Origin of the sequence: Natronococcus pandeyae (assembly GCF_008122205.1) — an archaeon.
GTDB lineage: Archaea > Halobacteriota > Halobacteria > Halobacteriales > Natrialbaceae > Natronococcus > Natronococcus pandeyae.
Genome location: NZ_PHNJ01000019.1, coordinates 1 through 26,949, shown reverse-complemented (window position 1 = coordinate 26,949; position 26,949 = coordinate 1). Strand labels below are relative to the sequence as shown.

Annotated in this window: 22 protein-coding genes and 4 pseudogenes; 17 read left to right on the top strand and 9 right to left on the bottom strand. The window is 61.7% G+C overall.

What is annotated here, in order from left to right; all coding sequences use genetic code 11:
• The first annotated feature begins 23 nt into the window (after nucleotides 1–23).
• Both CV102_RS22750 and CV102_RS22745 read left to right on the top strand, forming a co-directional pair.
• Entirely contained in the window at nucleotides 24–1,241 is a 1,218-nt protein-coding gene (locus tag CV102_RS22750) for a mandelate racemase/muconate lactonizing enzyme family protein (protein ID WP_148860309.1), read from the top strand.
• Nucleotides 1,242–1,279: 38 nt separating this feature from the next.
• Nucleotides 1,280–2,500 carry an MFS transporter gene (locus tag CV102_RS22745; RefSeq protein WP_148860308.1) on the top strand — a complete coding sequence of 407 codons (1,221 nt, stop codon included), beginning with the start codon at nucleotides 1,280–1,282 and terminating at the stop codon, nucleotides 2,498–2,500.
• A gap of 128 nt (nucleotides 2,501–2,628) precedes the next feature.
• Here CV102_RS22745 and CV102_RS22740 read toward each other — a convergent pair whose 3' ends face one another.
• From CV102_RS22740 to CV102_RS22730, 3 genes are all read right to left on the bottom strand, one after another.
• Nucleotides 2,629–4,776: a TRAP transporter permease gene (locus tag CV102_RS22740; RefSeq protein ID WP_148860307.1), complete on the bottom strand. Its 2,148-nt coding sequence runs from the start codon at nucleotides 4,774–4,776 to the stop codon at nucleotides 2,629–2,631.
• Nucleotides 4,777–4,828: 52 nt separating this feature from the next.
• Nucleotides 4,829–5,956: a TAXI family TRAP transporter solute-binding subunit gene (locus CV102_RS22735; protein ID WP_187433087.1), complete on the bottom strand. Its 1,128-nt coding sequence runs from the start codon at nucleotides 5,954–5,956 to the stop codon at nucleotides 4,829–4,831.
• A gap of 101 nt (nucleotides 5,957–6,057) precedes the next feature.
• Nucleotides 6,058–7,239 carry a CaiB/BaiF CoA transferase family protein gene (locus CV102_RS22730; protein WP_148860306.1) on the bottom strand — a complete coding sequence of 394 codons (1,182 nt, stop codon included), beginning with the start codon at nucleotides 7,237–7,239 and terminating at the stop codon, nucleotides 6,058–6,060.
• 627 nt (nucleotides 7,240–7,866) lie between these two features.
• Between CV102_RS22730 and CV102_RS22720 the strand changes: the two genes are divergently transcribed.
• A complete protein-coding gene (locus tag CV102_RS22720) occupies nucleotides 7,867–8,412 on the top strand; it encodes a carboxymuconolactone decarboxylase family protein (protein WP_148860304.1) in 546 nt (181 codons plus the stop codon).
• Between the two features lie 906 nt (nucleotides 8,413–9,318).
• On the opposite strand, the gene CV102_RS22715 is transcribed toward CV102_RS22720, so the two are convergent.
• On the bottom strand, nucleotides 9,319–10,287 hold the full coding sequence (locus CV102_RS22715) for an alpha-ketoacid dehydrogenase subunit beta (protein WP_148860303.1): 969 nt from the start codon (nucleotides 10,285–10,287) through the stop codon (nucleotides 9,319–9,321).
• Nucleotides 10,280–11,353 (bottom strand): pyruvate dehydrogenase (acetyl-transferring) E1 component subunit alpha, encoded by a 1,074-nt coding sequence (pdhA, locus tag CV102_RS22710; protein WP_148860302.1) that lies wholly within the window; start codon nucleotides 11,351–11,353, stop codon nucleotides 10,280–10,282. Before pdhA ends, CV102_RS22715 begins: the two co-directional genes overlap by 8 nt.
• A 152-nt stretch (nucleotides 11,354–11,505) precedes the next feature.
• Here pdhA and CV102_RS22705 point away from each other — a divergent pair, with 152 nt between their 5' ends.
• From CV102_RS22705 to CV102_RS22665, 9 genes and pseudogenes are all read left to right on the top strand, one after another.
• The gene (locus CV102_RS22705; protein ID WP_148860301.1) at nucleotides 11,506–11,673 is read left to right on the top strand and encodes an FAD-dependent oxidoreductase; all 168 of its coding nucleotides are present in this window, start codon (nucleotides 11,506–11,508) and stop codon (nucleotides 11,671–11,673) included.
• Between the two features lie 65 nt (nucleotides 11,674–11,738).
• Nucleotides 11,739–12,605, top strand: coding sequence for a DMT family transporter (locus CV102_RS22700; RefSeq protein ID WP_148860300.1), 867 nt, complete (start codon nucleotides 11,739–11,741; stop codon nucleotides 12,603–12,605).
• Nucleotides 12,606–12,979: 374 nt separating this feature from the next.
• Nucleotides 12,980–13,780: a DUF3179 domain-containing protein gene (locus CV102_RS22695; RefSeq protein WP_148860299.1), complete on the top strand. Its 801-nt coding sequence runs from the start codon at nucleotides 12,980–12,982 to the stop codon at nucleotides 13,778–13,780.
• Nucleotides 13,777–14,349 carry a hypothetical protein gene (locus CV102_RS22690; protein ID WP_148860298.1) on the top strand — a complete coding sequence of 191 codons (573 nt, stop codon included), beginning with the start codon at nucleotides 13,777–13,779 and terminating at the stop codon, nucleotides 14,347–14,349. The genes CV102_RS22695 and CV102_RS22690 overlap by 4 nt, the downstream gene beginning before the upstream one ends.
• A gap of 245 nt (nucleotides 14,350–14,594) precedes the next feature.
• Nucleotides 14,595–15,434: a prenyltransferase gene (locus tag CV102_RS22685; protein WP_233710792.1), complete on the top strand. Its 840-nt coding sequence runs from the start codon at nucleotides 14,595–14,597 to the stop codon at nucleotides 15,432–15,434.
• An 89-nt stretch (nucleotides 15,435–15,523) separates the two neighbouring features.
• Nucleotides 15,524–16,339, top strand: a complete 816-nt coding sequence (locus tag CV102_RS22680; RefSeq protein ID WP_148860297.1) for a DUF547 domain-containing protein — start codon at nucleotides 15,524–15,526, stop codon at nucleotides 16,337–16,339.
• A 292-nt stretch (nucleotides 16,340–16,631) separates the two neighbouring features.
• Nucleotides 16,632–17,991: pseudogene (locus CV102_RS27305) on the top strand (dihydrolipoyl dehydrogenase family protein).
• A gap of 164 nt (nucleotides 17,992–18,155) precedes the next feature.
• The gene (locus tag CV102_RS22670) at nucleotides 18,156–18,923 is read left to right on the top strand and encodes a response regulator (RefSeq protein WP_148860296.1); all 768 of its coding nucleotides are present in this window, start codon (nucleotides 18,156–18,158) and stop codon (nucleotides 18,921–18,923) included.
• Between the two features lie 135 nt (nucleotides 18,924–19,058).
• A complete protein-coding gene (locus CV102_RS22665; protein ID WP_148860295.1) occupies nucleotides 19,059–21,164 on the top strand; it encodes a PAS domain-containing sensor histidine kinase in 2,106 nt (701 codons plus the stop codon).
• Between the two features lie 225 nt (nucleotides 21,165–21,389).
• Here the strand turns inward: CV102_RS22665 and CV102_RS22660 are convergent, their stop codons facing one another.
• The 3 genes and pseudogenes from CV102_RS22660 to CV102_RS22650 form a co-directional block, all read right to left on the bottom strand.
• Nucleotides 21,390–22,427, bottom strand: a complete 1,038-nt coding sequence (locus tag CV102_RS22660; protein WP_148860294.1) for a patatin-like phospholipase family protein — start codon at nucleotides 22,425–22,427, stop codon at nucleotides 21,390–21,392.
• Nucleotides 22,420–23,283 carry an SDR family oxidoreductase gene (locus CV102_RS22655; RefSeq protein ID WP_148860293.1) on the bottom strand — a complete coding sequence of 288 codons (864 nt, stop codon included), beginning with the start codon at nucleotides 23,281–23,283 and terminating at the stop codon, nucleotides 22,420–22,422. The genes CV102_RS22660 and CV102_RS22655 overlap by 8 nt, the downstream gene beginning before the upstream one ends.
• 128 nt (nucleotides 23,284–23,411) lie before the next feature.
• Nucleotides 23,412–23,838: pseudogene (locus CV102_RS22650) on the bottom strand (hypothetical protein); the annotation flags it as partial.
• Nucleotides 23,839–24,006: 168 nt separating this feature from the next.
• Here CV102_RS22650 and CV102_RS22645 point away from each other — a divergent pair.
• Both CV102_RS22645 and CV102_RS26860 read left to right on the top strand, forming a co-directional pair.
• A complete protein-coding gene (locus CV102_RS22645; protein WP_148860292.1) occupies nucleotides 24,007–24,501 on the top strand; it encodes a peroxiredoxin family protein in 495 nt (164 codons plus the stop codon).
• A 105-nt stretch (nucleotides 24,502–24,606) separates the two neighbouring features.
• Nucleotides 24,607–24,750, top strand: a pseudogene (locus CV102_RS26860) (hypothetical protein); the annotation flags it as partial.
• Between the two features lie 66 nt (nucleotides 24,751–24,816).
• Here the strand turns inward: CV102_RS26860 and CV102_RS26855 are convergent.
• Nucleotides 24,817–25,080 (bottom strand): annotated as a pseudogene (locus tag CV102_RS26855) (NAD(P)H-hydrate epimerase); the annotation flags it as partial.
• A gap of 303 nt (nucleotides 25,081–25,383) precedes the next feature.
• Between CV102_RS26855 and CV102_RS22635 the strand changes: the two are divergent.
• From CV102_RS22635 to CV102_RS22625, 3 genes are all read left to right on the top strand, one after another.
• Nucleotides 25,384–25,851 carry a hypothetical protein gene (locus tag CV102_RS22635; protein WP_233710790.1) on the top strand — a complete coding sequence of 156 codons (468 nt, stop codon included), beginning with the start codon at nucleotides 25,384–25,386 and terminating at the stop codon, nucleotides 25,849–25,851.
• A gap of 161 nt (nucleotides 25,852–26,012) precedes the next feature.
• Nucleotides 26,013–26,387 carry a peroxiredoxin family protein gene (locus CV102_RS22630; protein WP_233710789.1) on the top strand — a complete coding sequence of 125 codons (375 nt, stop codon included), beginning with the start codon at nucleotides 26,013–26,015 and terminating at the stop codon, nucleotides 26,385–26,387.
• Nucleotides 26,388–26,519: 132 nt separating this feature from the next.
• Nucleotides 26,520–26,783: a MarR family transcriptional regulator gene (locus tag CV102_RS22625; protein WP_148860289.1), complete on the top strand. Its 264-nt coding sequence runs from the start codon at nucleotides 26,520–26,522 to the stop codon at nucleotides 26,781–26,783.
• Nucleotides 26,784–26,949: the final 166 nt, after the last annotated feature.

The following is a 26,949-nucleotide window of genomic DNA, read 5'->3' as shown; positions in this document are numbered from 1 at the left end:
TCGATACGAACCAAACGAAACTCATGAAAGACTTCTCTAACCAGATAACGAACCGAACCGAAGGCCGCGACGTCGAGATCACGGACATCAAAACCTGCGTCGTCGACGGAAACTTCGAGTGGAACCTGATCAAAGTAGAGACCGACGCTGGAGTCACTGGAATCGGCGAATCCTACCGCGGGGGTGGGGTTCCCGAACTCGTCGAGTACACGAAGCGATTCCTGATCGGCGAGAATCCGCTCGACGTCGAGCGGCTCTACCGACGGATCATTCAGGAGATGTCCGGCCACGGCGGGACGACGGGAAAGGTCGTCACCGCGGCCTCCGGCATCGAAATCGCGCTGTGGGATGCGGCCGGAAAGATTCTGGATCTGCCGGTCTACCAACTGCTCGGCGGGAAGTTCCGGGACGACGTCCGAATTTACTGCGATTGCCACGCCGGTGAGGCGTACGCGGTCGAGGACGGCTCCACCGAATACGCTGGCGCCGACGCCTACTCCCCGGAAGCGTACGCCAACGAGGCCCGCCGCGTCGTCGACATGGGCTTTACCGCGCTCAAATTCGATCTGGATCTCGAGATGGATAACGATCCAGATCCGTTCAACGGTCGCCTCACCAACGGGGCCATCGAACACAAGCGCGAGATCGTCGAAGCGGTTCGCGACGAGATCGGCTATGACATCGATCTCGCGTTCGACTGTCACTGGGACTACTCCGTTGAGAGCGCAAAGCGCCTCGCGTACAAACTCCGCGAGTACGATCTGATGTGGCTCGAGGACCTCATCCCCCCGGAGAATATGGATGCGCAGACCGAGGTCACCAAAGCGACGAAGACGCCCGTCGCGACCGGCGAAAACAGGTTCCGAGTACACGAACTCTCCGGACTGATCTACGACCACGGGGTCGATATCGTGACGCCGGACCCGACGACCGTCGGCGGACTCGGCGAGACGATGCGGATCGCCGATCGTGCAGAAGAGAACTATATGCCGATCTCACCGCACAACGTCTGTAGCCCGATCGGGACGATGGCCTGCGTCCACCTCGGCGCTGCGATTCCGAACTTCGACGTGCTCGAGTACCACGCGCTCGAGGTCGACTGGTGGGACGACCTGATCGAACGCGACGAGTCGCTTATCCAGGACGGCTACATCGAGGTGCCGGAGACGCCGGGAATCGGCGTCGAACTGGACGAGAGCGTTGCCGAAGACCACCGACTCGAAGGAACGACGGGGTTCTGAGCGTCTGTGCCTCTCGGTTTTCCGGACTCGAGTAACGCATGACCGACGGCGAACCGATCACCAGCGGCTCGCTCGAAAGCGACGCCGACGAACCGACGAGCAGCGGGAACCGGACCCACGTCCTCGCGGCAGTTTCGGGCGGGTTCGGAACGATCGCCGTCGGACTGCTCATCATGGCGCCGCTGTTGCCGGCGATTATCGCTGATCTAGCGATCACGCCGTTCCAGGCGGGGATCGGGCTCTCGGTTATGTGGGGCCTGAACGCGCTCGGACAGTATCCCGGCGGGCGAGTGTCGGATGTGACCAGTCGCAAGACAGTCCTCGTGTTCGGACTGGTCGGCTTCGTAATCGGGTTCGGGGTCGTGATGGCGTCGGCAACGTTCGTCGGGTATCTGGTCGGGATTGCCGTTCTGGGGCTGTGTTCGGGCGTGTATCCGGCGACCGGCTACACCCTGTTATCGGAACTGTACGCCGAGCGACGGGGCAAAGCGTTCGGCATCTACACCGCGTTCTGGGACGTCGGCGGCGGGCTATCTGCTGGATTCGCGACGGCGGCACTCGCGGCCGGCGAGTGGCGACTCGCTTTCCCGCCGGTTATCGGTCTCACGATCGTCGCAGCGTTCCTGATCCACTCTTGGAGCGACGAACCGCACAGCCTGTCACGGGTGCGGTTCGATGTCCGGGAAACGATAGGGCGCGTCGTCCTCGGCCGCAAGAGCAAGCAACTGATCGTCGCGTTCTGTCTGTTCTTTCTCACGTGGCAGGGGGCGGTCAGTTTCCTTCCGACCTTTCTCCAGCAAGAGAAGGGGCTGTCCGCAGGGACGGCCGCGACCGCGTTCGCATCGCTCTTTCTCGTCGGGATGGTAACGAAGCCGCTCTCGGGAAACCTCGGCGATCGGTTCGGTCGACTCCGGACGGCGATCTGTGCACTGACGATCGGCACGGCGGGGCTGGTCGCACTGACGATCGCGCAATCGACGTGGGCCTTGCTCGGGGCCGTCGTGCTCTTCGCGATCGGGCTCATGTCCGTGACGCCGCCGCTACTCGCGTACGTGATGGCGACGTTCCCGGATTCAAACGCGGGTGCGGATATCGGGAGCTTCAGGACGATCTACATGGGTATCGGGAGTCTCGGGCCGGCGTACGTCGGGTTCATCGCCGACCTGAGTACGTACGCCGTCGCCTTCGGGGGCCTACTCGTCTCGCTGCTGGCAAGTACCGTGCTCGTCTTTTCTGTTCTCTCCGTCTGTGACTCGTGACTCGCCTTCGAGTCCGGGTTGTCCTTTTCTCCGGCCGCTCGAGGTACTGGTGACGAGGCTACAACCAGCACTGCAACCGCGTTCACGGTGACGACCCGAGGGAGAGGTGTAGCCCGAACGTTCGGCGATCAGCGGTTAATCGCCGACGGCAGGTGGAGCTCGTAACCGTTCGCGATGTATTTCACGCTGGTGAAGACGGCCACGAACAGGCCGATACCGGCTGCCTGAAACATCCAGCCGGGGTAGACCATCACGAACGCGCCGAGCCAGAACAGCCCGAACCGGAGCGGCAGCCCGAATCGCCGTTTCAACTCGAACGGGTAGTTGAGCGCGAAGATGATCGTGATCGCGCCCAGCATGATGAGCGCACCGCTGAACAGGGAGTGAAGGTCGATCATCGGGGAGACGATCTCCGGGTGATAGATGAAGGAGATTGGCAGGACGAAAAGCGGAGCGGCGATCGTCATCGCCGTCGCACAGGACTTCCAGAAGTTCGAACCGGCGATCCCGGATGCGACCACGACCGCGATGGCGACCGGCGGTGTGACGCCGGCCATCACCGCGGCGTAAAAGACCATGAAGTGAGCGGCCAGTTCGGGAACTTCGAAGACGTTGATGAACGTCGGAGCGACCAGCGTCGAGACGATGACGTACGCCGCCACGGTCGGCATCCCGACTCCCATGATGATACAGACGGCCATCCCGAATATCACCGCGATGAGTAGGATCCCGCCTGAAAGCTGCATCAGCATGATCGCGATCCGCGACGGGACGCCGGTCGTCATCAGGAGGTCGACGACGCCGTTGACCGCTGCCAGGATAATCGCAATCGGCGCAAGGATGACGGCACCGCGACGGAAGCCGTGGACCACGTTCCCGACCTCCTCGAGGAAGGTGTGTACGGGTCGCTGTCGTCGGAGCCTGACCATAACGGAGGTGTACTGGCTTAGGACGGGGAGTCGACCGACTGCGGATAGTCGGGAGCGAACGGTACCCTTGGACCACCAGTCGGTAGTCCACCAACCGTCGACCGTGACCGTCTCCGTCTCCGTGCCGATTCTAGTCGCGTAGATCGACTGGAGAACCGGCGTCGTGATCCCGAGTATCACCATCGCGACGATCGTGTACAGCGCAGCAGTCATGACCGTGTACTGGAAGTACCCGAGCATGATGAGCAGGATGGCGAAGGGAACGCCGAACCGGACCCCCTGCACGATCTTGTCGGCTCGGGTCATCTCGTCCTCGAAGTAATCGTCGAAGTTCATTTCCTGATTGCCCATCTCGTTGATAGAGGTGTAGTGGACGGCGATCAGGATACTGAACACGAGGATCGCCGCGGGAATTAGTCCCGCGATGATGATGTCCCAGTACGCGATACCGAGTACGGACGCCATCACGAACGCCGATGCGCCCATCACTGGGGGGAGCACCTGACCGGAGGTTGAGGCGGTTCCCTCGATCCCTGCGGCGGTCCGTCCCGAGAGACCCGCGTCCATCATCGTCGGAATCGTAAAGGAACCGGTCATGCCGGCGTTCGCGGCGTAGCTCCCGTTGATGGAACCGATGACTGCACTCGAGATGACGGCCGTCTGGGCGACGCCTGATTCGATGTACTTTGCGGAGACGATCGCGATCCGCAAGATGAGGTTGAACGCCCCGAACGCGAACAGTAAGCCGGCGTACAGGAGAAACGGGGCGATCCACGCGGCCGTAAGCTGCGTCAGTGAGCCGTAGAAGCCGGCGAGGTCGGTGATCAACATCTGCAACATGTGGATCGTGTCCAGACCGCTGTGTCCGAACAGACCCGGCACGTAGTAGCCATACATGGCGTACAGTATCGCCCCGCCGATGAGCGCGAGGAAGACGTTTCCGTACGACCGCCACGTCAGGTAGAGGACCACGCCGATCACGAGCCAGGCCAGTCGATACTCGTGGTCGGGCGCCCACCCCTGTCGGCGGATATAGAACGCCTCGAAGTCGGTGTAGATATAGACGGTTGCGGTTATCATTACTGCACCGCAGGCTGCGAGGATCAACAGATCCAGAAGATCACCCTCTGCGACTGATTCTTTCGCCTCCGAGAGAATGTACACCGAGAGAATGGCACCGAGAAACAGGACACCGTACTGTGCTCGGCTAATTCCCTGGGTCCACGCCCACCAGAGGACGATCGCCCAAAGGAGGAGTGCACTGAGAGTAACGGCGTTGTCGAGCGCTTTTACTGTCAGTGAATCTGTCCCCGCCGTCGTTTCAGAACTACTGGTTTCGGTGCTCATTGATACGTAGTGTCGGGATCGAATTATAATATAGGGGAATGGACGAATCTACTCAGTCGAAGTATTCGCCGACTTGGTCGCGGTCGCCGACGACCCAGTTGTCGTCGTCCCAGACGCCCTCGTCCTGGTAGAACTCGGCAGCACCGGGGTGGAACGGGTAGTCGTCCAGCGCGCCCTGAGTGAGACCTTCGGCGTCCTCCGGCGTGAATCGTTCCTCAGCATTGCGGATGGTGTCGCCGTGTTCGGCTCCGACCCGGCACAGTTCGTACACCGCGTCGTCCGGCGTCTCGGGGTGGAGCGCGATCGTAACGTTGAGATCCCACGCGGCGATCTCGTCGGTGCCGATGTCCTGATCCCAGGCGAACGTCTCCGCCGGGTCGTCGTCGTAGATCGATAGCCCGGCGCCGGGGAACCCCTCGATCGACTCGATCAACGCGTCCGTGTGCTCGACGTAATGGACGTCGACACGAGCGTCGTACTCGACGACCCAACCCGTGTTCCCGACCCCCGGCGTCCCGTAGGCGATAGCGGCGTCGATCCGCTCTTCTTCCATCGCACCCGGAGCGTCGGAGACGTCCATATCGACGATATCCATCTCTTCGTATATGTCCGCGGTTGGATCCTGACTGAGCACGTCGAGGGTCGTCGCACGGGTCGAGAAACCCGGTTCGGCGGGATAGACGCTCGCACCTGCAAGGTCGTCGAAAGTTTCGATGTTGGTCCCGTCGCGGGCCATCATGTAGATACTGTAGGGGAACGCCAACATACCCTGCCACGGGAGTCGATCGACCGGATCCTCCTCGAACATGTCCAGACGCTGTCGAGCTTTGTTCATTGTATTGCCGTCGACGAACCCGGCGTCGAAGGCGTCCTCGGCCATCCGGTAGGTCGATCCGACGTATCCGGGGCTTTCGACCGTCGAGTAACTTAGGGTATCGCTTTCCTGGGTGACCCCCTGTTCTACTGCGAGGCCGACGTCCATCGTCCCACCGGACGACGTACCGACGTCGATGTGATAATCTCGGTCTTCGTCCGGTTCACCGTTTGCACCGTTGCCGTCATCGCCCAACGGATCTTCGTCGGGATCGACGTCGTCTCCGATGCACCCTGCAACACCCACTGTGCCCGTTACAACGGCCGCTTTCAGGAAGTTTCGTCTATTCGAACTGCGGTCTGGCATGGTAACAGTACACGATAGTGTGGAGATAGCATATGTACTTTTCGAAGAGTTCAGCATATCTACCGGTGTATTAGTATGTAATTAAATACTATGCAATTTTTTCATTCCCGATTGCTGAGAATCCGGGTAATTTCGGAGTCGGAGAGGACCTCTGACAGAACGACCTCGGTGTGTTCGCCGAGCTGAGGCGGTGTGTGGCCGGACCGCGTCGCCGCCTCGGAAAACTGGATCGGGCAGAGCGGGTACGGGAAATCGGCTCCGCCGATCGTGAGGTCGTCGAGAACGCCGCTTTCACGCAGGTGCTCGTTTTCGAAGAGTTGGTGCGTGTCCTGAACCGGCGCGCCTGGAAGCCCGTGTTCGCGAAACTGCGTAAACCACTCGTCGTTGGACCGCGCGCGGAACAACGGCGCCAGTTCCTCGATGAGTTCGCTACGGTTTTTGACTCGCTCGTCGTTCGTCGCGAACCGATCGTCGTCCACGAGTTCGGGTCTTCCGATGGCATCACAGAACGACTGCCACGTGTTGTCACTCGCGATTGCGACCGCGAACCAGCCGTCGGCCGTCTCGAACGCCCGGTAGGGTGCGAGCGTCGGGTGAGCCGTCCCCAGACGCGGGTAGGGCTCGTCCGTGACGAACGTCCGTCCGGCTCGCTCTGTGAGCCACGAGACCAGCCCCTCGAACATCGGCACCTCGACGTAGTCGCCTCCGCCTCCGTACAGCGACGTAACGACACCGACGACGGCGTACATTCCGGCGCAGATATCGCCGATGGGGATTCCCGGCCGTACCGGCGGTCCGTCCTCTTCGCCAGTGATGCTCATACTCCCACCGAGCGCCTGAGCGACCATGTCGAACGCGGGCAAGTCGCGATACGGACCCTCGAGGAAGCCGGAGATCGAGCAGTAGACGATATCCTCGTTGACCGACCGTAAGTCGTCGTAACCGAGCCCCCACTTCTTCATCGTGCCGGGACGGTAGTTCTCGACGACGACATCTGCCACCTCCGCGAGAGATTTGAACGCTGCTGCCCCCTCTGCGGTCGACAGGTCGAGTTCGACGCTACGCTTTCCCCGATTCAGCGACGAAAAATACGCGGTAATCCCGGAGTCGCCGACGTCGGGTCCGGTAGTTCGCGTGATGTCGCCGTACTGCGGCCGTTCGATCTTGACCACCTCTGCGCCGAGATCGGCCAGGAGTTGCGTCGCGAAGGGGCCGGCGAGCATCTGCGTACAGTCGAGCACTCGAACGCCCTCGAGTGGCGTACCTTTTGTACTATTAGCCATCGACTGTCCCCCATCTCATCGCACCAAAGTATAATTTGTCCCTCGCCCGTGTACACGGTAAAGCGGCAGCCTCCCATTCGATCGTCGAAACCGTCTCCCGGACCGACGGAAACCGGTCCACTCGAGAAGTTAGACTCCCTGTATGTAGACCCAGTAGATCCAGTGAGACAGCACCGCCAGTAGGACGATCGCCAGCACGACCTCGATCGTGCGAACGATGTAGGGGGTGTAACTTCGAACCCTGCTCATGAGGCGATCGTACATATCGTTAATTTGAGAAATATAGGTTACCACCCGATCCGTAAGCGCCTGATTCGGGGTGTTTTCTGGAGACATGGTTGGGCTTCACAATCAATCGTATTAAATGTCACCCTGCCAGTCGAGCGCGTTCGGGGAGACGATTGGGTAGTGAGCGAAATCAAATTGGTTTTTCCGTCCGATGGCCACGACATCGATTGGATTAGCTGGCTCCAGCGGTATGCGAAGCTTCGGAACCACGTTTTCGCGGTTTTCGGTTCGGCGTCTCTGAAACGACATTTTGACTGATGGATCCGTTTCCCACGCCGCACGTTACAAAGACGGATTTGCGACAGTAAACGTTATACGACTGTCGGGTTCTCATTTATCATGGCACGAGTTCCGTACGTCACGCAGGACGAACTCGACCCGGAGTATCGGGACCACATTGTTTCGTCACTTCAGCCCGGAAAAACGCTCAACGTGTACAGCGCCATCGGCAACAATCAGTCGGTTCTCGACGGACTCCGGGAGTTCCTCGGTGCGCTCTGGAACCACTCCGGTCTTACTGACCGTCAGCGAGAGATCGTGATTTTGACTACCTCGTCCGAGATCGACTCCACCTACGAGTGGCACCAGCACGTCAACATCGCCACCGATGCGGGGCTCGAACCCGCAGAGATCGATGCGATCGCCCGCGACGATCGGCGGTCGTTATCCGAAGTGGAACGGGCGCTCGTCGCGTACACTCGTGCCGTCGTTCGCGGTCGCGTAACCGACGCACTCCACGACGCGGTCGTCGAATACGTCGGCGAGGAGACCGCGGTCGGCGCGGCGGCCGTCGCCGCCGGCTACCTCGCACTCGGCAGACTCATTGACGCGTTCGCCGTCGAAATCGAAGCGGGTGATACGTTCGCCGGCTGGGAACTCGAGTAGCGACGATCGCTATCGCGACGGTCGAGACTTTTCCGATTGGGAAGACCGCAACGGCGATTGATCGATCGCCGGTGTAGACCCCGCTATCCCTCGAGGGAAGCGATGCCGATCGGACAGCCTACTAGCGACGGAACGAAGCGAGAATCGATGATCGTTGTACCGGGATCGGACCACTGGAAACGATTCATCTGCCACCGACCGAGGCGGGGAAGATCGCGATCACGATTTTTCTGTGCGAGTGGCTGATCGGCAGTGATGGCCGCGATATATTCGGTACTAGATTTCAATCAAATATTCTTTATATTCTTCTACCTACCGAAATGCTATTGTTATAATTTACCGGATAAGATATAGATGAAAGTACCGGATTATCTGTGACAGCATCGCCATCCCGTATATTGGGATACTTAAGAGCTGGACCATTCCTTTTGCCTGATCAATCCGCTCGTATCGTTATCGGCCGACGATAGCCGTGTTTTCACTTCCAGACGCCTGAAATCCGAATCGATTCCAAGCGAACGAACATCTAAATATCTATTTCAAATATATAGTGATACTATGATACATATGCGGTGTCGGGATAGGTCGTTCTCGTGGCTAACTAAACTGACCGAGAACGTAGTACCGGTGCTTCATCTCTCTCGAGCACTGTCGGGCGACGCGAGGACGTCTGCTCTGTAACTACTTCCCCTTCAACCGTGCTGGTCGTGTCATCTCACTCGTCGGGAGCAAGCTTACCGGTTAATACGGTTCGCGTCCAGGCTGGGTAACCGTCGCGTGTGTCTCCCGTTACGTGACATCTCTCAGTGCAGTCTCTGCGTGCCTACAGCGGAGTTACCACTCGTCGTCTCCCGAACCCTCCAAAACTCGAGTCCCTCGATCGACTCGATATCGAAAGGAGGGCCCTCAGTTGAACTCGAGGGCGTTTCGAATCCCGTCCTCGATGCGCTCCGCGTCGGGCAGATACGCGTCCTCGCGGGCGAACATCGGCACAGGGACGTCGTAGCCGGTCACCCGTTCGACGGGGGCCTCGAGGTAGAGGAACGCTTCCTCGTTGACTCGAGACGTGATCTCGCCGGCCATGCCGCCGGTCCGCGGCGCCTCGTGGACGACGACACACCGGCCCGTCTTTTTCACCGACTCGGTGATCGTCTCGGTGTCCAGCGGGTAGAGCGTCCGCGGGTCGACTACCTCGACGCTCGCGTCGACGTCCTCGACGGCGTCGAGCGTCTCGCGGAGCATCGACCCCCAGGCGATCACCGTGACGTCGTCGCCGGGTTCGACCACGCGGGCCTCGCCGAGCGGAATCTCGTGGTCGTCGGGCACTTCCTCGCGGAACGAGCGGTACAGCCGTGTCGGTTCCATGAAGACGACGGGATCCGGGCTGCGAATCGCCGACGTGAGCAGCCCCTTCGTCTCGGCCGGCGAAGAGGGGAAAACGACCTGCAGGCCGGGGATGTGAGCGAAGCCGGCCTCGAAGCTCTCGGAGTGCAGTTCCAGGGCGTGGATGCCGCCACCGTACGGCATTCGGATCGTCATGGGACAGGTGATCGTCCCGCGAGTGCGACTCCGGATCCGTGCGACGTGCTGGGCGAGCTGGTGGAACCCCTGGTAGAGGAAGCTCTGGAACTGGATCTCGGGGACGGGTCGCATCCCGGTGGCCGCGAGGCCGACGCCCGTTCCGATGATGCCAGCCTCCGCGACGGGCGTGTCGAACACTCGGTCCGGATAGTCGTCGGCCAGTCCCTGGGTCGCCCGGAACACCCCGCCGGCGCTGGCGACGTCTTCGCCGTAGACGACGACGCCGTCGTCGCGCTCGAGTTCCTCGCGGAGCGTCTCCCGAACGGCCTCGATAATCCGGAGGCGCTCACTCATCGGCCTCACCTCCGAAGGCCTCGAACTGGCGCTCGAGTTCGGGCGGCATCTCGTCGTAGACGTGTTCGAACATATCCGCCTGATCGATCTCCTCGCGCCCCGCCTTCGCCCGATCGATCGCCTCGCCGATTTCGGACTCGACGCGATTCTCGATGGTCGCCTTCGTCTCCTCGTCGAGGATGCCCCGGTTCTCGAGGTAGACCTGGAAGCGGACGATCGGGTCGCGGGCCTCCCACTCCGCTTCCTCTTCGGACTCGCGGTAGACGGAGGGGTCGTCCGAGGTCGTGTGCATCGAGCGCCGGTAGGTGAGCGCTTCGACCATGACGGGATCCCCGTTTCGAGCGCTCTCGATGGCGTCCTGGACGACGCGGTAGACGGCCAGAACGTCGTTACCGTCGACCTGAATTCCTTCGATACCCGCTGCGATGGCTTTCTGGGCGAGGGTCTCTGCGTCGGTCTGTTTCTCGAGTCGCGTCGAGATGGCGTACCGGTTGTTCTGACAGACGAACACCGTCTGGGCGTCGTAGACGCCGGCGAGGTTGAGCGCCTCGTAGACGTCCCCTTCGCTGGTCGCACCGTCGCCGAAGTAGGTGACCGCGACGTTCGACCGGTCCTGCAGTGCCTCACCCCAGCCGACGCCGACGGCGTGTAGTGGTTGACTTCCGACGGGAATTGCCGGTGGCAGCGCCCCCTTACCGCTCGGAATCTCGGCACCCTCCTCCATCCCCATCGCGTACTGGAGGATCTTGTGGGGCGGCGTCCCGCGGGTCAGGAGTGCGGGCTGCTCGCGGAACGACGGGACGATCCAGTCGTCCTCGGCCATGGCGAACGCGCTCCCGACCTGTGCCGCCTCCTGACCGATCGCGGGCGCGTACGTGCCGAGTTCGCCGCGACGCTGCAGCGAGACGGCGCGCTCGTCGAGGCGTCGCGACCGCTTCATCTGCTCGTACAACTCCAGTAACTGCTCGTCGCTCAACGAGGGAACCAGCTCCTCGTCGACCGACTCGTCCTCGGAGAGGACCTGTACCGATTCGATACTGAACTGCGCACTCTCCTCTTCAGGCATACCACTCGTACTTGTCGAAGAGGCTTAATACGTCGCCCTCGCCGACATCGGTAGGAACCGCCGCTAATGTGAGCGCAGGCCTCCCGATCCTGTCACTCGTCTCGTAGGTCTGGACCGCCGGCCGGTAGAACACCGGGTGCTGAGGGGGAGTCGTGCCACCGGGCGTCCTCTCGCGATACGCTGCTGCGCTCCGGAACCCCGCCGGACGGCTCCACTGGGCGGGGACGAAAACGGCCACGCAGTGGAACGGCTACGTGGAGGGCGTCGTCGCGTCCGCACACCGGGTCGTCGACGAGGTCGTCGAACGCCATCGCGAGTAGTCCCCTTCGCTGCGGACGACGTTTCGAGACAGAGGACTTTTCACGAATTGTGACAGCCACACAGTATGGACGACGAAACGGTTGGGATCGCGCTCGTGCTCCTCTCTGCGATCGGGTTCGGCACGCTCGGCATCTTCGGCGTCCTCGCCGCCGAGGAGGGGCTCTCGATCCCGACGGTTCTCGCGCTGCGATTCGGCCTCGCGACCGTCGTCGTCTGGGCGGTTCTCTGGTTGCAGGGACGGTTTCGGGTTCTCACCGGTCGACTGCTCGCTATCGCGTTCGCGCTCGGCGGGATCGGCTACGCCACGCAGAGCGGACTCTACTTCCTGGGACTCGAGTTCATGACAGCCGGGATGGTCGCGATCGTCCTCTACACCTACCCGGCGTTCGTCGTCTGTCTCGTCGCGATCACGAACCCGGATCGGGTGACGAAGATCGTGTTACTCGCGCTCGCGCTGTCGATCGGCGGCGTCGCGCTCATCACCGGGGCGGATCCAGCGGGCGTCGACCCTCGAGGTGTCGCGATCGTGCTCGGTGCGGCGCTCGCGTACTCGTTCTACATTCTCGTGAGTCAGCGGGCGCTCACGACGGTCGACCCCGAGGTGCTGACGGCGTTCGTCCTGCCCGCTGCGGCCGTGACCTTCGTCGGGTTCGGCGCCGGGACGAATACGCTCGCGATGCCCGGCAACGCGAGCGCGTGGGGCGTCGCACTCGCCATCGCGATTTTCGCGACGGTGGTGCCCGTCCTCACCTTCTTCGCCGGTATCGAGAAGATCGGCGCGAGTCGAGCGAGCATCATCAGCACCGCCGAACCCGGCGTCACGGTCGCGCTGGGTGCGCTCGTGCTTGGAGAGCCGGTGACGATCGTCACGATCGTCGGCGGGACGCTCGTCGTCCTGGGCGTCATCCTCATCCAGCGCGAGGACGCCTGACGAACGCTCTCACCGACGCTCGTCTGCGCGGTTTCGACGTTCGAATCCTCCCGCACCCGAGCGATGACTTCGTCGTCCCAGCCGACCTGTGCGGACTGCAGATTCCGCGAGGCGGCCGAGAAGCGATGCGACGGCCCGCCGTTCCGCCTCGTCACCGACTCGAGTTCGTCGAGTCGAATCTCCGCCGACGCTTCGAGACTGGACGATTCGACGCAGTCGAGTTCGTGCGTGGTGGACCGGTCGTGCGTCTCGAGATGCGCCGCGAGTTCGCCCCTTCTCTACAGACTCCGAGACGCAGAGTGACCGTCGGCTGAGCACGCAAGTGGTCTTCGCTCCACTAGCCGACTTCCGACTGTAGCGTTTCGAACCTCACCATTTCGGAAGAACGTCGTTCAACCGAACTAAACGGCGAGTCGAAAGCCTATCCTCAGTACGATCTCGCCTGGCACGAGATCGTGAACGACGTTGTCGGCGGGGGGTCGGTTGCGGTAACGTACTGTCCGCTGACCGGAACGGCACAGGGGTTCTACCGCGGCGAGAGCGAATTCGGCGTCTTCGGCCGACTGATCAACAGCGATCTCGTCATGTTCGACCGCGGGACAGAGACGTGGTGGCCCCAGTTGCTCGCGTGGGGGATCCGCGGTTCACACGAAGCGGAGTACCTCAAGGAGTCTCAGGTAATCTGGACGACGTGGGAGCGATGGCGTGATCTCCATCCAGAGACGGTCGTTCTCACGGAGGACACCGGCCACGTTCGCAATTACGGAGACGATCCCTACGGTCAATACAACCCCTCGAGCGGGTACTACGACGACGAGAACACGCTGTTCAGCCCGCTGACGACCGACGACCAGTTCGGCAAGAAGGATGTCGTCATCGGAGCCCGGACTGCGGACGGCGCGATGGCCGTTCCGAAAGAGACGCTACGCGAGCGCACGGTCGTCGAAGGGACGATGAGTGACGTTCCGTACGTTACCGTCTACGACGAAACGCTCGACACGGGCTACGTGTATCGCAATCCTGGCGGCGAGTCGGTCGAGTACGAGGATGGGACTTTCACAGTCGACGACGACGAGCACGATCCAGACGGGCTTCCGCTCGAACGTGAAATCGGCTTCGACGCGATGTGGTTCGCCTGGTACGGGTACTACCCGTCGACTGAGGTCTACGAATGAGCACAGTGGGTCGTTTCGAACTGAATCCGAAGCGTCGGCTCGACGAGACGTTGACTGCGACGGTGCTCGTCTTTCGTCGGTACGACTCGCTGGCAATTGCAGCCGTCGTCGCGATCGGCTACCTCGCAGCGTCTCTTTGGGCCGTTGGTGATCCCGCCGTTCGACCCGACGTGGCGGCGAACCTGATCGTCGTCTACGACCCGCTGGTTCGGATGTTCGACCGAACCGGCCCTGCGTCGTTCGAAGCCGTCGCGCTCGTCGACACCGGCGTCGTACAGATCCTGGTGTCGCCGGTCAACCTGGCGATCGGAGTCTCGATTGCCGCACTCGTCGGCATCAACCTCGGACTGACCTATCTCGCAGTGGTGCAGCCGGCGGCCTGTGGAATCGGTACGGGATCGGGTCTGGTTTCCTCGTTGCCGGCGTTGCTGTCTGGAACGGTCTGCTGTGGGCCCGTCGTTCTAATCGCGCTCGGGAGACAGGCGAGTGGCTTTCTGTTGACGATGTTCGCGTGGCTGCTCCCGGTGGGAATCGTACTGATGCTCCTGAACCTCGTGTACGTCGCCTGAACGATCGACGGTGCTGGTGCGTCGCCGTGAGAGACCGGGACGAAGCGGAGCTTTCGAGAGTCGGCGGCGATCAACAGGACTACCGTCGATCCGCTCGTAGTCGTCGCGTGATCGACTCGGAGACTGTCCCGGTAACCCTGGACTCGAAGATCGCCGACCGGATGCCGAGAGTCTGGACACTCTGGACGGCCGCTCGTCCGAGTCAACTCGCGCTTATCGTACTGGTCTATTCATTCGGGATTGGGATGGCAACTGCAGGACCGCCGCGTATTTCGAGCGATTCGGCTCCCGTCGATCCAGGTTCGGTCTCGTTTCTCGAGACGGCTCTCGTCGGTGTGGTCGCACTGCTTCCCGTCGCAGTAGCTATCCACTACGCCAACGAGTACGCTGACAGCGATACTGACGCACTGGCGGATCGGACGCCGTTTTCGGGCGGTAGCGGTGCGCTCGTTCGGACGGGGCTCCCAGATTCGTTCCTGCGATCGGCGACGCTCGTTACGATCGTAATCGCGGCGCTCATCGCTGTGAGTGTCACTGCTATCGTCGGACTCTCGCTCGGAGCCCTTGCGATTCTCGTGGCGATACTACTTCTCGGGCTGGCGTACTCGCTGCCGCCGGTCGCGTTCGTACGGCGCGGCGTTGGCGAGGTCGTGAACGCGGTGCTAGGCGGACTGTTACTCCCACTGTACGGCGTTACCGTCGTCGCATCGCCGCGACCTGCTGCTGTACTCGCGGTCGTCCCGTTCACGTTACTGATCGGCTGTAACCTCTTCGCGACGCACTGGCCGGATCGAGTCGCAGATGCGGCGGTCGGCAAACGGACACTCGCCGTTCGGTGGTCTCCGACGCGGATCAGGCGTGGTTTTACGGTCCTCTCGGTCACCGCTATACTGGCAACCGGTCTCCTGTGGATAACCGGTGTGTTTCCGAACGCCGTCGCAGTCGCACATCTCGCTCCGATTCCGTTTCTTCTCTGGGGAAGAATCGTTCTAGCGCGGCAGCATTCGCCGTTCCCGGCGGTTCTCGCGATGGTCGTTCTCGCGGTGACGGGAACGGTTGCCTGGTGGTGGGTCGGAATCAGTTGATACTGTCTCGACCGTCGTGTACACCTCGGTTCCGCACGTCTCACGCCGAACCGCACAACGACTTTGTACTGCGATAACGGTGATGGGGTATGGCTGATTCGCCGACGAAGGATCGAACCGCCGAGAGGCGCTGTCACGGCACCTCTGGTGGAGCTCCGTCCCCACCGGAGTCCACCAAAAACCAGTCCGACGAGTCACCGCCTGCGGAACTCTCGCCGACCTCAGCAGCGCGTTGCCTCCTCGAGAGCGTCAGATACGAGGAGTCACCTGACCCGTTCTTGGACGCCATTGCCGAGGCTACCGATGCCGACCTCAATCGGGTTCGAACCGATCCGCGAGCAGGTCTTGCTTTCTGGCTCAACGTCTACAACGCAGCCGCCCAACTCCTGCTAGAACGTCGTCCGGCCCTCTTCGAGTCACGCGTACGGTTCTTCCGTGCCCGTGCGGTGACAGTCGCCACCGTCGAACTCAGCCTCGACGATATCGAACACGGAATCCTTCGTGGCGGCCGGTCGAAGTACGGGCTCGGCTACCTCCCACGGATCGAACGAACCGGGCTCGGCGCCTCCGCCGAACTCGAGTTGGATCCACGGATCCACTTCGCGCTCAACTGCGGAGCCGCGAGCTGTCCGGCCGTTCTTGCGTACGACCCTGATACCGTCGACGAGACGCTCGACTACGCGACGCGATCGTATCTCGAAGAGACAGTCGAGTACGACGCCGAACACGATCGGGTACGGGTTCCACGGCTGTCTCTGTGGTTCATCGGTGATTTCGGCGGACGATCCGGAATCCGTGAGTTCTTGCGGGAGTTCGAGCAGATCCCGCCGGAATCGTCACCCTCGCTTCGGTTTTCGAAATACGACTGGACGAAAGAAGCCAGACAGTTCGGAAAATACTACTAGCTATCGACTCCGGAACTGTTCGAAGACCGGCCTCTCACCACTTTCACCGTTCGTTTCTCGCTTCACTCCGAACACACATCATCGAACGCAGCCGGTGCAGAGACCGTTCGCGGAAGCGGCAACAGGATCCGAATCCGACCAACGGGATCCGAATCCCACGAGTGATCTCGAAGACGGTCCGCTCCAATTCTGCTACCGGTGTGTGACCAGTGATCGATGTTCCATCGGTTATGCCCTGCGAACGAACATCCCCAATCGCTATATGCGTCTGCCCAGTGTCGGTCTCGCTGAAATGACGGACTTTGACGTACTCGTTATGGGGCGGAACGGCTAACAACGTCGCTGGGGCGGCAGCGGACCACGAACTCGAGACGGCGCTCGTCGAACCCGGTCCACTTGGCGGAACCTGTCTCAACCGGGGGTGCAACCCCTCGAAGATGCTTATCCAGGCTGCAAACGCGGTGAATCACGTTCGAGACGCTGCACGGTTCCACGTCGACGCCACCGTCGAGGGTATCGACTGGGAAACCGTCGTCGACGAGATGGACGGTTTGCTCGGCGGTATCGCCGAGGACATGAAGCAGCGCTACCGCGAGAACGAACACCTCACGCTCTTCGAAGAACAAACTGCGTTCGTCGACGACCGAACGGTCGAACTCGACGGCCGAGAAGTGACTGCCGGGAAGATCGTCGTTGCGACCGGCAGCCGGCCCGTCGTCCCGCCGATCGACGGCCTCGAAGAGATCGACTATCTGACGAGTAAGGGGGCGCTGTACCTGACTGAACCGCCGGAGAGTCTCGTCGTCCTCGGCGGTGGCTACATTGCAGTCGAACTCGGCTACGTCTTCGAATCGATCGGGACGGACGTCACCATTATCGAGATGATGGACTCGCTCGTTCCCCGCGAAGACGGCGACATCGCGGTGGCGTTCACCGAGGTCGCGAGCGATCGTCACGACGTTTACACTGGCCATCGCGTAACGGCCGTCGAGGCAGTCGGTGACGGTCACCGCGTTCACGCCGAGACCGAAGCCGGCGAGTCGATCGCCGTCGACGGTGAGGAAGTCCTCGTCGCGCTTGGCTGACGGCCGAATACCGGCGCGCTGAACCTCGAGGCCGCCGGGATCGAGGTCGACGACCGCGGGTTCGTCGAGACGAACGATTACCTCGAGACGAGCGCCGAAAACGTCTGGGCACAGGGTGACGTCGCCGGGAACGCCCTGTTCAAACACTCCGGAGATTACGAGACGCGCCACACGATCGACAACGTCGTCGGCGACCAGCGTCGAGCGCTCGATCTCACCGCGATGCCGCACACGATCTTTACCGACCCCCAAATTGCAGGCGTCGGCGCCACCGAAGCGGAACTCGAAGATGAGGGCCGCGAGTTCGTCGTCGGCCGGGCGAACTACGCCGACTCGGCGATGGGCCGGGCGAAGAAACTCGAGGGCGGCTTCGTGAAGGTTCTCGCGGCGCCCGACGGCGAAATTCTGGGCTGTCACGTCATCGGATACGAGGCATCGATGCTGGTACACGAGGCCGTCGTCGCGATGCGGACGGATGCGACCGCCGACGACGTAGCCGACACGATCCACGCCCACCCGACCTTGGGGAAGGTCGTTGAAGCGGCCTTTCAGGATCTCTCGACGTAACTCGAGGGGCTCGCGAACGGTACAACCGACCACCGAGGGAACTTCGCCGAGTGCCGGGCGGCCAGCGTTCGGGATAGCGTCCGTAAAACCGGACTATCAGCGAATTTTGTAAGGTATGTTAAACGTAAATAATCCTTATGTTTGTGTGGGTTTCCCTACCATGTATGAAAGACGGTGTTACCGACTCAAGCGGTCAGGGTCGTGTTGATCTTCCGAGCGACGGCCTGTTCGACGTGCTCTCCGCCTCAGTCCGGCGGACCGTGCTGTTTCACCTCCGCCAACACAGGGCTGCGACTGTCGACGAACTCGTCGACGTGATCGTCGAGATCGACGATTCGACGGGGAGTAATCACGACGACGTGAACGCGTCGTTGTTTCACAATCATCTTCCGAAACTCGTGGACAAAGGCCTCGTTACGTTCGACCCGGAGCGACGGATCGTCGAGTCGAGGAATCTTCACGGCGAGATCGGCGAGTGGCTCGACCTGGCAGTTCGCCACCAGATCCGATTCGAGAGCGCCCTCGAAACCGCCGATGGGGCCGGCGAGAACGGAGATATCCGGGTGTTACTCGTCGACGACGAACCGGGGCTCCCCGAAGCGATCGGTAGCTACATCGAGCGGGAGAACGACGAGATCACGGTCGCTACCGCGACGAGCGCCCTCGAGGCGGTAACGACACTCGAAGACGAGACGTTCGACTGCATCGTGAGCGACTATCAGATGCCGGCCATCAGCGGTCTCGACTTCCTGAAAGTCGTCCGCGAGCAGGACGACGCCATTCCGTTCATCGTTTTTACTGCCAAAGGGAGTGAGACGGTCGCCAGTCAGGCGATCACGACCGGCGTTACCGACTACGTCCAGAAGGGACCGACCAGCGACCGGTACGACGAACTGGCCGACCGAATTCGGAAGGTCGTTACCGGGGAGTAATCCGTCGCGCACTTGCTCGAGTGCACTGGAAAATCGACCCGATCCAGTACGTCTCGTGGAGTGTAGAAATGTACGACCAGTAAAAGACGACGCTGATTCAGCGCACCGAGAACCCCCTCAGACGAAACCGAAGTAATGGCCGATACCCCGTCGGAGTACGAACGATTAACTGAACGCATTTCTGACGCGTACTGCGCGGTGGATACCGAGTGGCAAATCACGTACTGGAACCGTCGGATGAGCGAGTGGACCGGCGTCTCGGCGGCGGACGTCGAAGGCGACGTTCTTTGGGACGTCGTTCCGGCGCTGTGCGGGTCAGCGATCGAATCACGCTGTCGTAGCGCCATGCAGACGGGAGAGTCGCAGTCGTTCGAAGCGGAGCTTTCCGGTCCGCTTCCGCGCTGGGTCGAAGTGAACAGCTACGCCGACGACGACGGGCTGTCGATCATCTGTCGTGAAATCACCGAACGAAAGGTACACGAAGAGCAGGCCGAACTCGCGGAAACGCTGTTCGAGAACACGCAGGACGCGCTCTTTCTGATCGATCTCGACGGAGACGAATTCCGGTTGGAACGGGTGAATCCCGCCTACGAGAGCAACTCCGGGCTCACGAACGACGAACTCCGCGGTCGTCGGCTGCAGGATGTCTTCGGCGACGAGGAGGGCGCCACGATCCTCGAGAACTACCGCGAGTGCGTCGCCCGGCGCGAACCCATGGAGTACGAAGAACGAGTATCGGTCCCCGACGAGGGCCCCTACTGGGAGACGCGACTCGCTCCCGTCATCGTCGACGGAGCGATCGAAAAGCTCGTCGGAGCGACGCGCAACATTACCGAGCGCAAAGAGCGCGAACGGCGGTACAATGCGATCTTCAACCAGACGTACCAGTTTATCGGCCTGATGGACCCAGACGGGACGCTCCTGGAGGCCAACGAGTCCGCCCTGGAATTCGGCGGCCTCGACCGCGACGACGTCGTCGGACGCCCGATCTGGGAGACGTACTGGTGGCAACTCGACGATGGAACGCGACGGGAGTTGCGGGACGCCGTCGCAGCGGCGGCCGACGGCGAGTTCGTCCGCTACGACGTCGAGGTACAGGGGGCAACGGAGACGGCCATCATCGACTTCTCGATCCGGCCGATCGACGACGACAGCGGCGAGGTCGCCCTGCTCGTGACGGAGGGACGGAACATCACGGAGCACAAACGACAGGCGGAGAAACTCGAGCAAAAACGGGAGTTTTTGAGGCAGATCCAAACGGTCGCGGCTATCGGCGGCTGGGAAGTCGACCTCCGAACGGGGACGTCTCGGTGGACAGAAGAGGTCTACCGCATCCACGGCATGCCCCGGTCGTACGAACCGACGGTCGAGGAGGGGATCGATTTCTATCATCCCCGGGACAGGGCGACGATCGAGGAGGCGTTCGAGCGGTTGACGAGAGAGGGTGAGGCCTACGACCTGGAGTTGCAGATCGTCACGAACGCCGACGAGGTTCGCTGGGTTCGAACCCTGGGAACGCCGTGGTACGACGGAAGTGGCGAAATAATCGGCGCTCGCGGGACGTTTCAGGATATCACCGAACGCAAAGAGCGCGAACGCGAACTCGAACGGACCAACGAACATCTCGAGGAGTTCGCCTCCGTCGTGAGTCACGATCTGCGCAACCCGTTGACGGTCGCGCAGGTAACGCTCGAACTTGCCCGCCAGAGCGGGACGGTGGAGAACTTCGATCGTATCGAGGCGGCTCATATGCGGATGAACGCGCTCATCGACGACCTGCTGACGCTCGCACGCCAGGGCCAGTCGGTCACGGAGGCCCAACCGATAGCGCTCGATTCCCTGATCGAATCGGCCTTCGAGACGATCCCGGGCGACTTCGCAACCATCGAACTCGCGATAGACGAGTACCGCATCGAAGCGAACGAGGCACGTCTTCGGCAACTAGTCGAAAACCTCCTCTCGAACGCGGTGACCCACGGTGGCGACGACGTGACGATCCGAGTCGGCCTGCTCGACGACGGAGTCGGCTTCTACATCGCGGACGACGGGCCAGGGATCGACCCGGCGATCCGCGAGGACGTCTTCGATTGGGGCTACTCGACCGCCAACCAGGGAACTGGTTTCGGTCTCGCCATCGTCGCGAGTATCGCGGACGCCCACGGCTGGACGGTCGAGGCCACCGAAAGCGCCGAAGGGGGTGCCCAATTCGACGTGTACACCGGACAGCACGACCCGGGGTGAGTGATCTTCGAACCGTACGACGACCTGCGGGAGAGAGCTGTTCGTCCACATCAGCGGCCACGATCCGAAGCGGCCGTTCGAAGCGTAACAGCACTCGATACTCCGTTCGATCATCGTACGATCGTGACACCGAAAAACGATCAACGATCGTAAACGGCGGTCGTACTTTCCCGCATTTCGTCGATTTCAAGGGGTGTACGTCGTGATACGAGTCTCTTCGATTCGTTATCCGGTCGGTGGTGTGTGGTGGGGTTCCGGCGCGGTATACTCGGTCTCGTCGGGCGGACCGGCTTCGAGAAACGAGGCCGCGCGAGTTTCGCCGAGGCTCATCAGCTCACGGATAAACGACGGGCTGCGATCGACCTTCGTCGAGCAGTGGTACGTCTCGTCCATCGTGATCCGGCGGACGGCCGTCTTCGCAAAGTCGCTCTCGGGAAGGTGGCCGGCGTCGATCCACTCGTTGACCCGTTTGATGACGTTCAGTTCCTGATTCAGTGAGATGTTGCCGGCGAGTTCGTTCCGTCTGTCGGCGATCTCCTCGAGCGACGTTGGTTCGCCCTCGGTCTCCTGGGGATTGATCTGGATGACCCACAGTTCGTCCGGCTTGCGATCGGCGTCGATCGACATGAGATCGTCGATCGGCGGGTTCTGCGAGAAGAGGCCGTCCCAGTGGAGGTGGCCGTCTATCTCGACGGCCTCGAAGAGGGTCGGGACGGCGGCCGAGGCGAGCACCGCCTTCGGCGTGACCGCTTCGTCGACGAACGTCTCGAAGACGCCCGCGTTGACGTCGACCGTGCCGACGACGAGTTTCGGGGCGTCTCGGGTGCAGAGGTCGGGGATCTCCTCGAACTCGATGTGTTGCTCGAGCGCGTCCCTGATCCGATCCTTCCCCAGGTCCGAGCCGGGGGCCTGGTACGGGCTGACCCGGGGAATCGGCAGTCCACTGCTCTCGAGACGCGACAGGCCAGTGATCCAGTCGTTGACGAACCGGTCGGCAACGTCGGTCGCCGAGAGGTCTTGCCACAGTGTGTCGAGGAGTTCGATCGCACGTGCTTCGTCGGCCGTGACGAGGCCGTACCACGCGGTGAGTGCGTTGAACGCACCGCCGGAGGTGCCGCTAATCCCGACCAGTTCGTACTCGTCGGGCCACTCGCGAAGCAACCGTTTCAGCACGCCACCGGTGAACGCGGTGTGACTGCCACCGCCCTGACAGGCGATGGCGACGTTCGTCCGTGCATCCGAGTTACGGTCGGGTTCACTCATACGTCGTGGTGTAGCCGCCGTCCCAGAGCAGGTCGCCGCCGTTGAGGTGGCGGGCGTGACTCGAGAAGCCGAAAACGAACAGGTTCGCCACCTCGGCGGGGGTCATCAGCTCCGTCGTTCGCGCCTGGCCCAGCATCACGTCCTCGATCACCTCCTGTTCGGCAATCCCGCGTTCCTCGGCCGTGTCTTGGATCTGGTCAGCCATCAGCGGCGTCAGCACGTAGCCGACGCTCACCGAGAACCCTCGAAGCGACCCGCCGCCTTCGGCTGCGATCGCTCGAGTCAATCCCATAAGGCCGTGTTTCAACGCGATATACGCGGGTTTGTCCTGCGTTGCGTAGTGGCCGTGCACCGAGGACATGTTGCCGATGGCGCCGACGCCGTCGTCGGTCGCCTCGACGTGGGGGATCACGTGCTTCGACAGCAAGAACGGCGACCGAAGCATGAGGTCGTGCATGAAGTCGTACGTGTCCATCGGGAAGTCGGCGATCGACGCGATGTGTTGCATCCCGGCGATGTTCGCGGCGTAGCGCACCGTCCCCAGATCGGCGGCTTCCTCGACGGCCGCCGCGACGGCGGCGTCGTCGGTGAGATCGCCCTTGATCGGGACGACTCGTCCCTCGGCATCGAGCGACTGGGCGACGTCGACGGTTTCGTCGAGGCCGTCCTCGTCGATGTCGACGGCGGCGACAGTTAGTCCGTTGCTCGCGAGGGCGACGCTCGTCGCCCGTCCGATCCCCGATCCACCGCCGGTGACGATCGCGACTGTGTCGGCGGTGAAGCGATCGTCCGGAACGCGAAGAAAGTCGTCGGCCGTCAGTTCTGGTGGTGTCAGTTCGGTGGTGTCGTTCGGCATAAGAGAGGTACGGAAAGAAGCGAAATATACCCAACCCGGTCGTGCAGTGATCTTCCCCAACGCGTAGCAGGCGTCCGTCGACGGCCCCTGTTCGCTCGATTGCGTCCAGCTCGAGTGATCGAACGCGATCACAGCAGAAACGTCGTCACGAGAACGATTCCTCCCGCGACGCCGAAGACCGCGCCGAGACCGACCTCTATCAAATCGCTCGGGACGTACTTGTCCACGGGTGTGCCGATCGTCCCACCGATTAGCGTTGCGGTTGGGGCGCTAAGCCCCCGTCCTCAAGGAGCGAACGGAGTGAGCGAGCAGGACGGGGTAGTTCACAACGCCCGGAATCGACCAGGCGACGACGTACCAGACGGGGGTCGCACTCAGCGCGTGGACGGCCGCCCCGGCGATTGCGGTGACGCCGAGGACGAAAATCGAGGTCGCGATCGCAACACGAGGCGGGACGCGACACCGAATCACGAACTGCGTCGTCACGATTTCGGGAAGGACGGCGCTGATGAGTCCGGTGACGAATCCGCCGGTCGTCGTCAGCGCCACTCCGGGTGATCATCACATCCACGCTACGAACGAGTATCAGAACGTCACGGGAAGAAAATCGAGCACCTCTCGAACTTTCTCGGGTAAATCACGGAACGCTCGAGCGTCCGCCGGCGTGTGACCGCGGAACACCAGGGCCGAACGGTTTTGCTGTAACAGCCCTACGATTGAAGCATGGTAACGCATGGTTTGGATTTCTCACTGCCGAACGTATCGGCGGGACCGGACCCGTTCTCGCTGTCCGCACTCTCCGACGATATCGCGTTCGTCGTGTTGTTTTTCCAGCGCGATTTCTACTGCACGAACTGCCGGAGTCAGGTCCAGGACCTCTCCGACCGAATCGAGGCGTTTCACGACCGAAATGCCGAAGTCGTCTCGATCGTTCCCGAACCGGTCGATCGCGTCGAGGAGTGGCAGTCGCGGTACGACCTTCCGTATCCCCTTCTGGCGGATCCCGACGCCGCAGTCGGTGACGCATACGACCAACCCGTCCGGTTCGGGATTCTCGGGGACCTCAGCGATTTCTTCGGACGGATGCCCGCAGTCCTCGTCCTCGACCGCCGGGGCGAGGAACCGGAGATCGCCGCCACGCACAGGGGCCGATCGACGTTCGATCGGCCCGAGATCGACGAGTTGCTGGCGGAACTAGACGAACTTCGGGAGGGGTGACGGACGGGCTCGAGTTTTCGCCCGAACGGACGCCGGTTCAGCTCACTACTCGTGTGAAACGGTGAGGAACCAGTAACCGACCAACATCCTGGATCGCTTAGGCTTATGAGGCGATCGTCCCTTCGTCACACAATGTCCGTTCGGACCGAACTATCCGACGCAGCCGAACCGGTCGTCGAAATCGAGGGGGGATCCGAATTCGACGAGATACTCGCGACCGAACTCGACGTTCTCGTCGACTTCTACGCCGACTGGTGCGGTCCGTGTCAACTGATGGAACCCACGATCGAGTCGGTCTTGGAAATCGACGACGAGCGCCGGCGTCTCGAGGGCCGATACGTCGGTTCGAATCGAGACGTCCATGCGGTCGAGCAGTTCGTACTGGCTCGCGACGGCGCCCTCGAGTTCCGCCGGCTGGCGATCGACGACTACGGAAATCGGAATTCCGCGGTTGGCGAGGTGGCGGGCGCACGCGAGGCCGCCACCGCCGTTGCCACCCCCGCCGGCCAGGACGACGATCGATCCGTCCTCGGCGAGAGCCAGTGCTTCACGGGCGAGTCCGCGACCGGCTTGTCCCATCATCTGGAGCAGGGATAACCCGTACTCTTCGACGGCGACGCGGTCGACGTCGTGCATCTCTTCGGCGGTGACCGCAGGGACGTCGATGCCCGTCGCCGTTCGAAACGCGTCCGGATCTATACCCGCCGTACGTCGACGCGGGCGAAGGACCTTTCGAGGGGCGCCTCGAAGCCGTCGGGGGCCGGCGTTACCGCAACGTAATCCCATTACGTCTAGCTCAGCGTACAGTTATGGGGTACCATCGCATACCTGGTTACTGAAGGTAACCCAATTATGGCTACTGAAACACAGACGACAACCTCGGTGAGTACCGTTACGTCCACGGACTGGGCTGCAGGCGCGATCGGTGGCTTCGTTGGCAGCATCTTCTTCGGACTGATCATGCAGTACGTGATCCCGGCGCCGATGCTCGAGATGGCGATCCCCGCGATGTACGGCATCGAGGGCCCCGCGCTGGCCGCCGGCTGGGCGATCCACCAGTTCCACGGCGTCGTCCTCGGGCTGACGTACGTCGCGCTCGTCCAGTTCGGACCGCTCCGTGAACCCGCGAAACGTGTCGGGAGCGCGATCTGGCTCGGGATCGGCTACGGCGTCGTGACCACCGTCGTACTCGCCGTTCTCGTGATGCCGGTCTGGTTGACGATCGTCGGATTCCCCATGGCGCCGTCGTTCCCGAACGTCGCGGTTCCGGACACGTTCGTGAGCCTGATCGGACACGCCGTCTATGCCGTCCCGGTCGCGCTCGCGTACGCCCTGATCGCTCGAGACTAGTCCCGAGATTTATTCACTCCACACACGATGCCTGAACTCACAGATTTCGAACTTCCGAACGCAGCGACCGGTCCCGATCCGTTTCGACTGAGTACCGACGCCGCGGCTCCCGATCGCGACGCGATCGTCCTGCTGTTTCAGCGGGATTATCACTGTCCGAAGTGCCGAGAACAGGTCCAGACGGTCGCCTCGAGATACGACAACTTCGCGGGCCGTCGAGCGGCGTCGTCTCGGTCCTTCCCGAATCGATCGACCGAGCACGACAGTGGCACGAACAGTACGACCTTCCGTTTCCACTCCTGGCCGACGAATCGAAGGCGACGAGCGACCAGTACGATCAGCCCGTTCGGTTCGGGGCCGTGGGTTCGTTCCACGACATAGTCGGTCGGATGCCCGAAGCGATCCTCATCGACGCGGCCGGCGAGCAGCCAACGATCGAATACGTCCACCGTGGAAAACTGCCGGCTGATCGTCCAACCGTCGACGACCTTCTCGGCCGAATCGACAAACTCGTGGCTGCTCGAGCGGAACGGTAACCTGTTCCGAACCAAGGCGTTTCGAATCGATTATCGACGACTGAAGTAGTATCGGCATGGGGGCTCTCGGTCGTGCACGAACGGTGCACCACCAGCAAAAGGGTATGTGGCTAAATCATCAAGGAGTCCAGTATGACTCAGGCCCCGGATCGACTCTACGACCTCCCGCCGAGTGCGAAACTCGTGTTGAAGGTCCTCGAGGTCGAGGGTACGATGACCCAAGAGCAGATTGCGACCGAATCCCGCCTGAGCAAACGGACGGTTCGATACGCACTCGAGAAGCTTCGTAATGCCGATGTCGTTCGGAAACGGGTCTACTTCCGCGATGCGAGGAAATCACTCTACTCGGTTTCTGACGCAATAGCGACCGACGAACTGGCGGCCACTAGCGACTGAGTTTCGTCCACGTTACGAGGTAATGTGGACGTTCGCAAGTGTTTATACGCTGAACAGGCGCAATACCACGTCCTAAAGGACGTGGATAGGCGCCGTCGATTGATGCAACAATCCACCGGCTGTGCATGGCAGGATATTCCACGCGAATCGGTAGTATTACGTTTTC

Bases quoted from the DNA above. Each gene is read 5' to 3' on its own strand.
- CV102_RS22750 (WP_148860309.1), top strand. From the start codon at position 24: ATGAAAGACTTCTCTAACCAGATAACGAACCGAACCGAAGGCCGCGAC.
- CV102_RS22745 (WP_148860308.1), top strand. From the start codon at position 1,280: ATGACCGACGGCGAACCGATCACCAGCGGCTCGCTCGAAAGCGACGCC.
- CV102_RS22740 (WP_148860307.1), bottom strand. From the start codon at position 4,776: ATGAGCACCGAAACCAGTAGTTCTGAAACGACGGCGGGGACAGATTCA.
- CV102_RS22735 (WP_187433087.1), bottom strand. From the start codon at position 5,956: ATGCCAGACCGCAGTTCGAATAGACGAAACTTCCTGAAAGCGGCCGTT.
- CV102_RS22730 (WP_148860306.1), bottom strand. From the start codon at position 7,239: ATGGCTAATAGTACAAAAGGTACGCCACTCGAGGGCGTTCGAGTGCTC.
- CV102_RS22720 (WP_148860304.1), top strand. From the start codon at position 7,867: ATGGCACGAGTTCCGTACGTCACGCAGGACGAACTCGACCCGGAGTAT.
- CV102_RS22715 (WP_148860303.1), bottom strand. From the start codon at position 10,287: ATGAGTGAGCGCCTCCGGATTATCGAGGCCGTTCGGGAGACGCTCCGC.
- pdhA (WP_148860302.1), bottom strand. From the start codon at position 11,353: ATGCCTGAAGAGGAGAGTGCGCAGTTCAGTATCGAATCGGTACAGGTC.
- CV102_RS22700 (WP_148860300.1), top strand. From the start codon at position 11,739: ATGGACGACGAAACGGTTGGGATCGCGCTCGTGCTCCTCTCTGCGATC.
- CV102_RS22690 (WP_148860298.1), top strand. From the start codon at position 13,777: ATGAGCACAGTGGGTCGTTTCGAACTGAATCCGAAGCGTCGGCTCGAC.
- CV102_RS22685 (WP_233710792.1), top strand. From the start codon at position 14,595: ATGGCAACTGCAGGACCGCCGCGTATTTCGAGCGATTCGGCTCCCGTC.
- CV102_RS22680 (WP_148860297.1), top strand. From the start codon at position 15,524: ATGGCTGATTCGCCGACGAAGGATCGAACCGCCGAGAGGCGCTGTCAC.
- CV102_RS22670 (WP_148860296.1), top strand. From the start codon at position 18,156: ATGAAAGACGGTGTTACCGACTCAAGCGGTCAGGGTCGTGTTGATCTT.
- CV102_RS22665 (WP_148860295.1), top strand. From the start codon at position 19,059: ATGGCCGATACCCCGTCGGAGTACGAACGATTAACTGAACGCATTTCT.
- CV102_RS22660 (WP_148860294.1), bottom strand. From the start codon at position 22,427: ATGAGTGAACCCGACCGTAACTCGGATGCACGGACGAACGTCGCCATC.
- CV102_RS22655 (WP_148860293.1), bottom strand. From the start codon at position 23,283: ATGCCGAACGACACCACCGAACTGACACCACCAGAACTGACGGCCGAC.
- CV102_RS22645 (WP_148860292.1), top strand. From the start codon at position 24,007: ATGGTAACGCATGGTTTGGATTTCTCACTGCCGAACGTATCGGCGGGA.
- CV102_RS22625 (WP_148860289.1), top strand. From the start codon at position 26,520: ATGACTCAGGCCCCGGATCGACTCTACGACCTCCCGCCGAGTGCGAAA.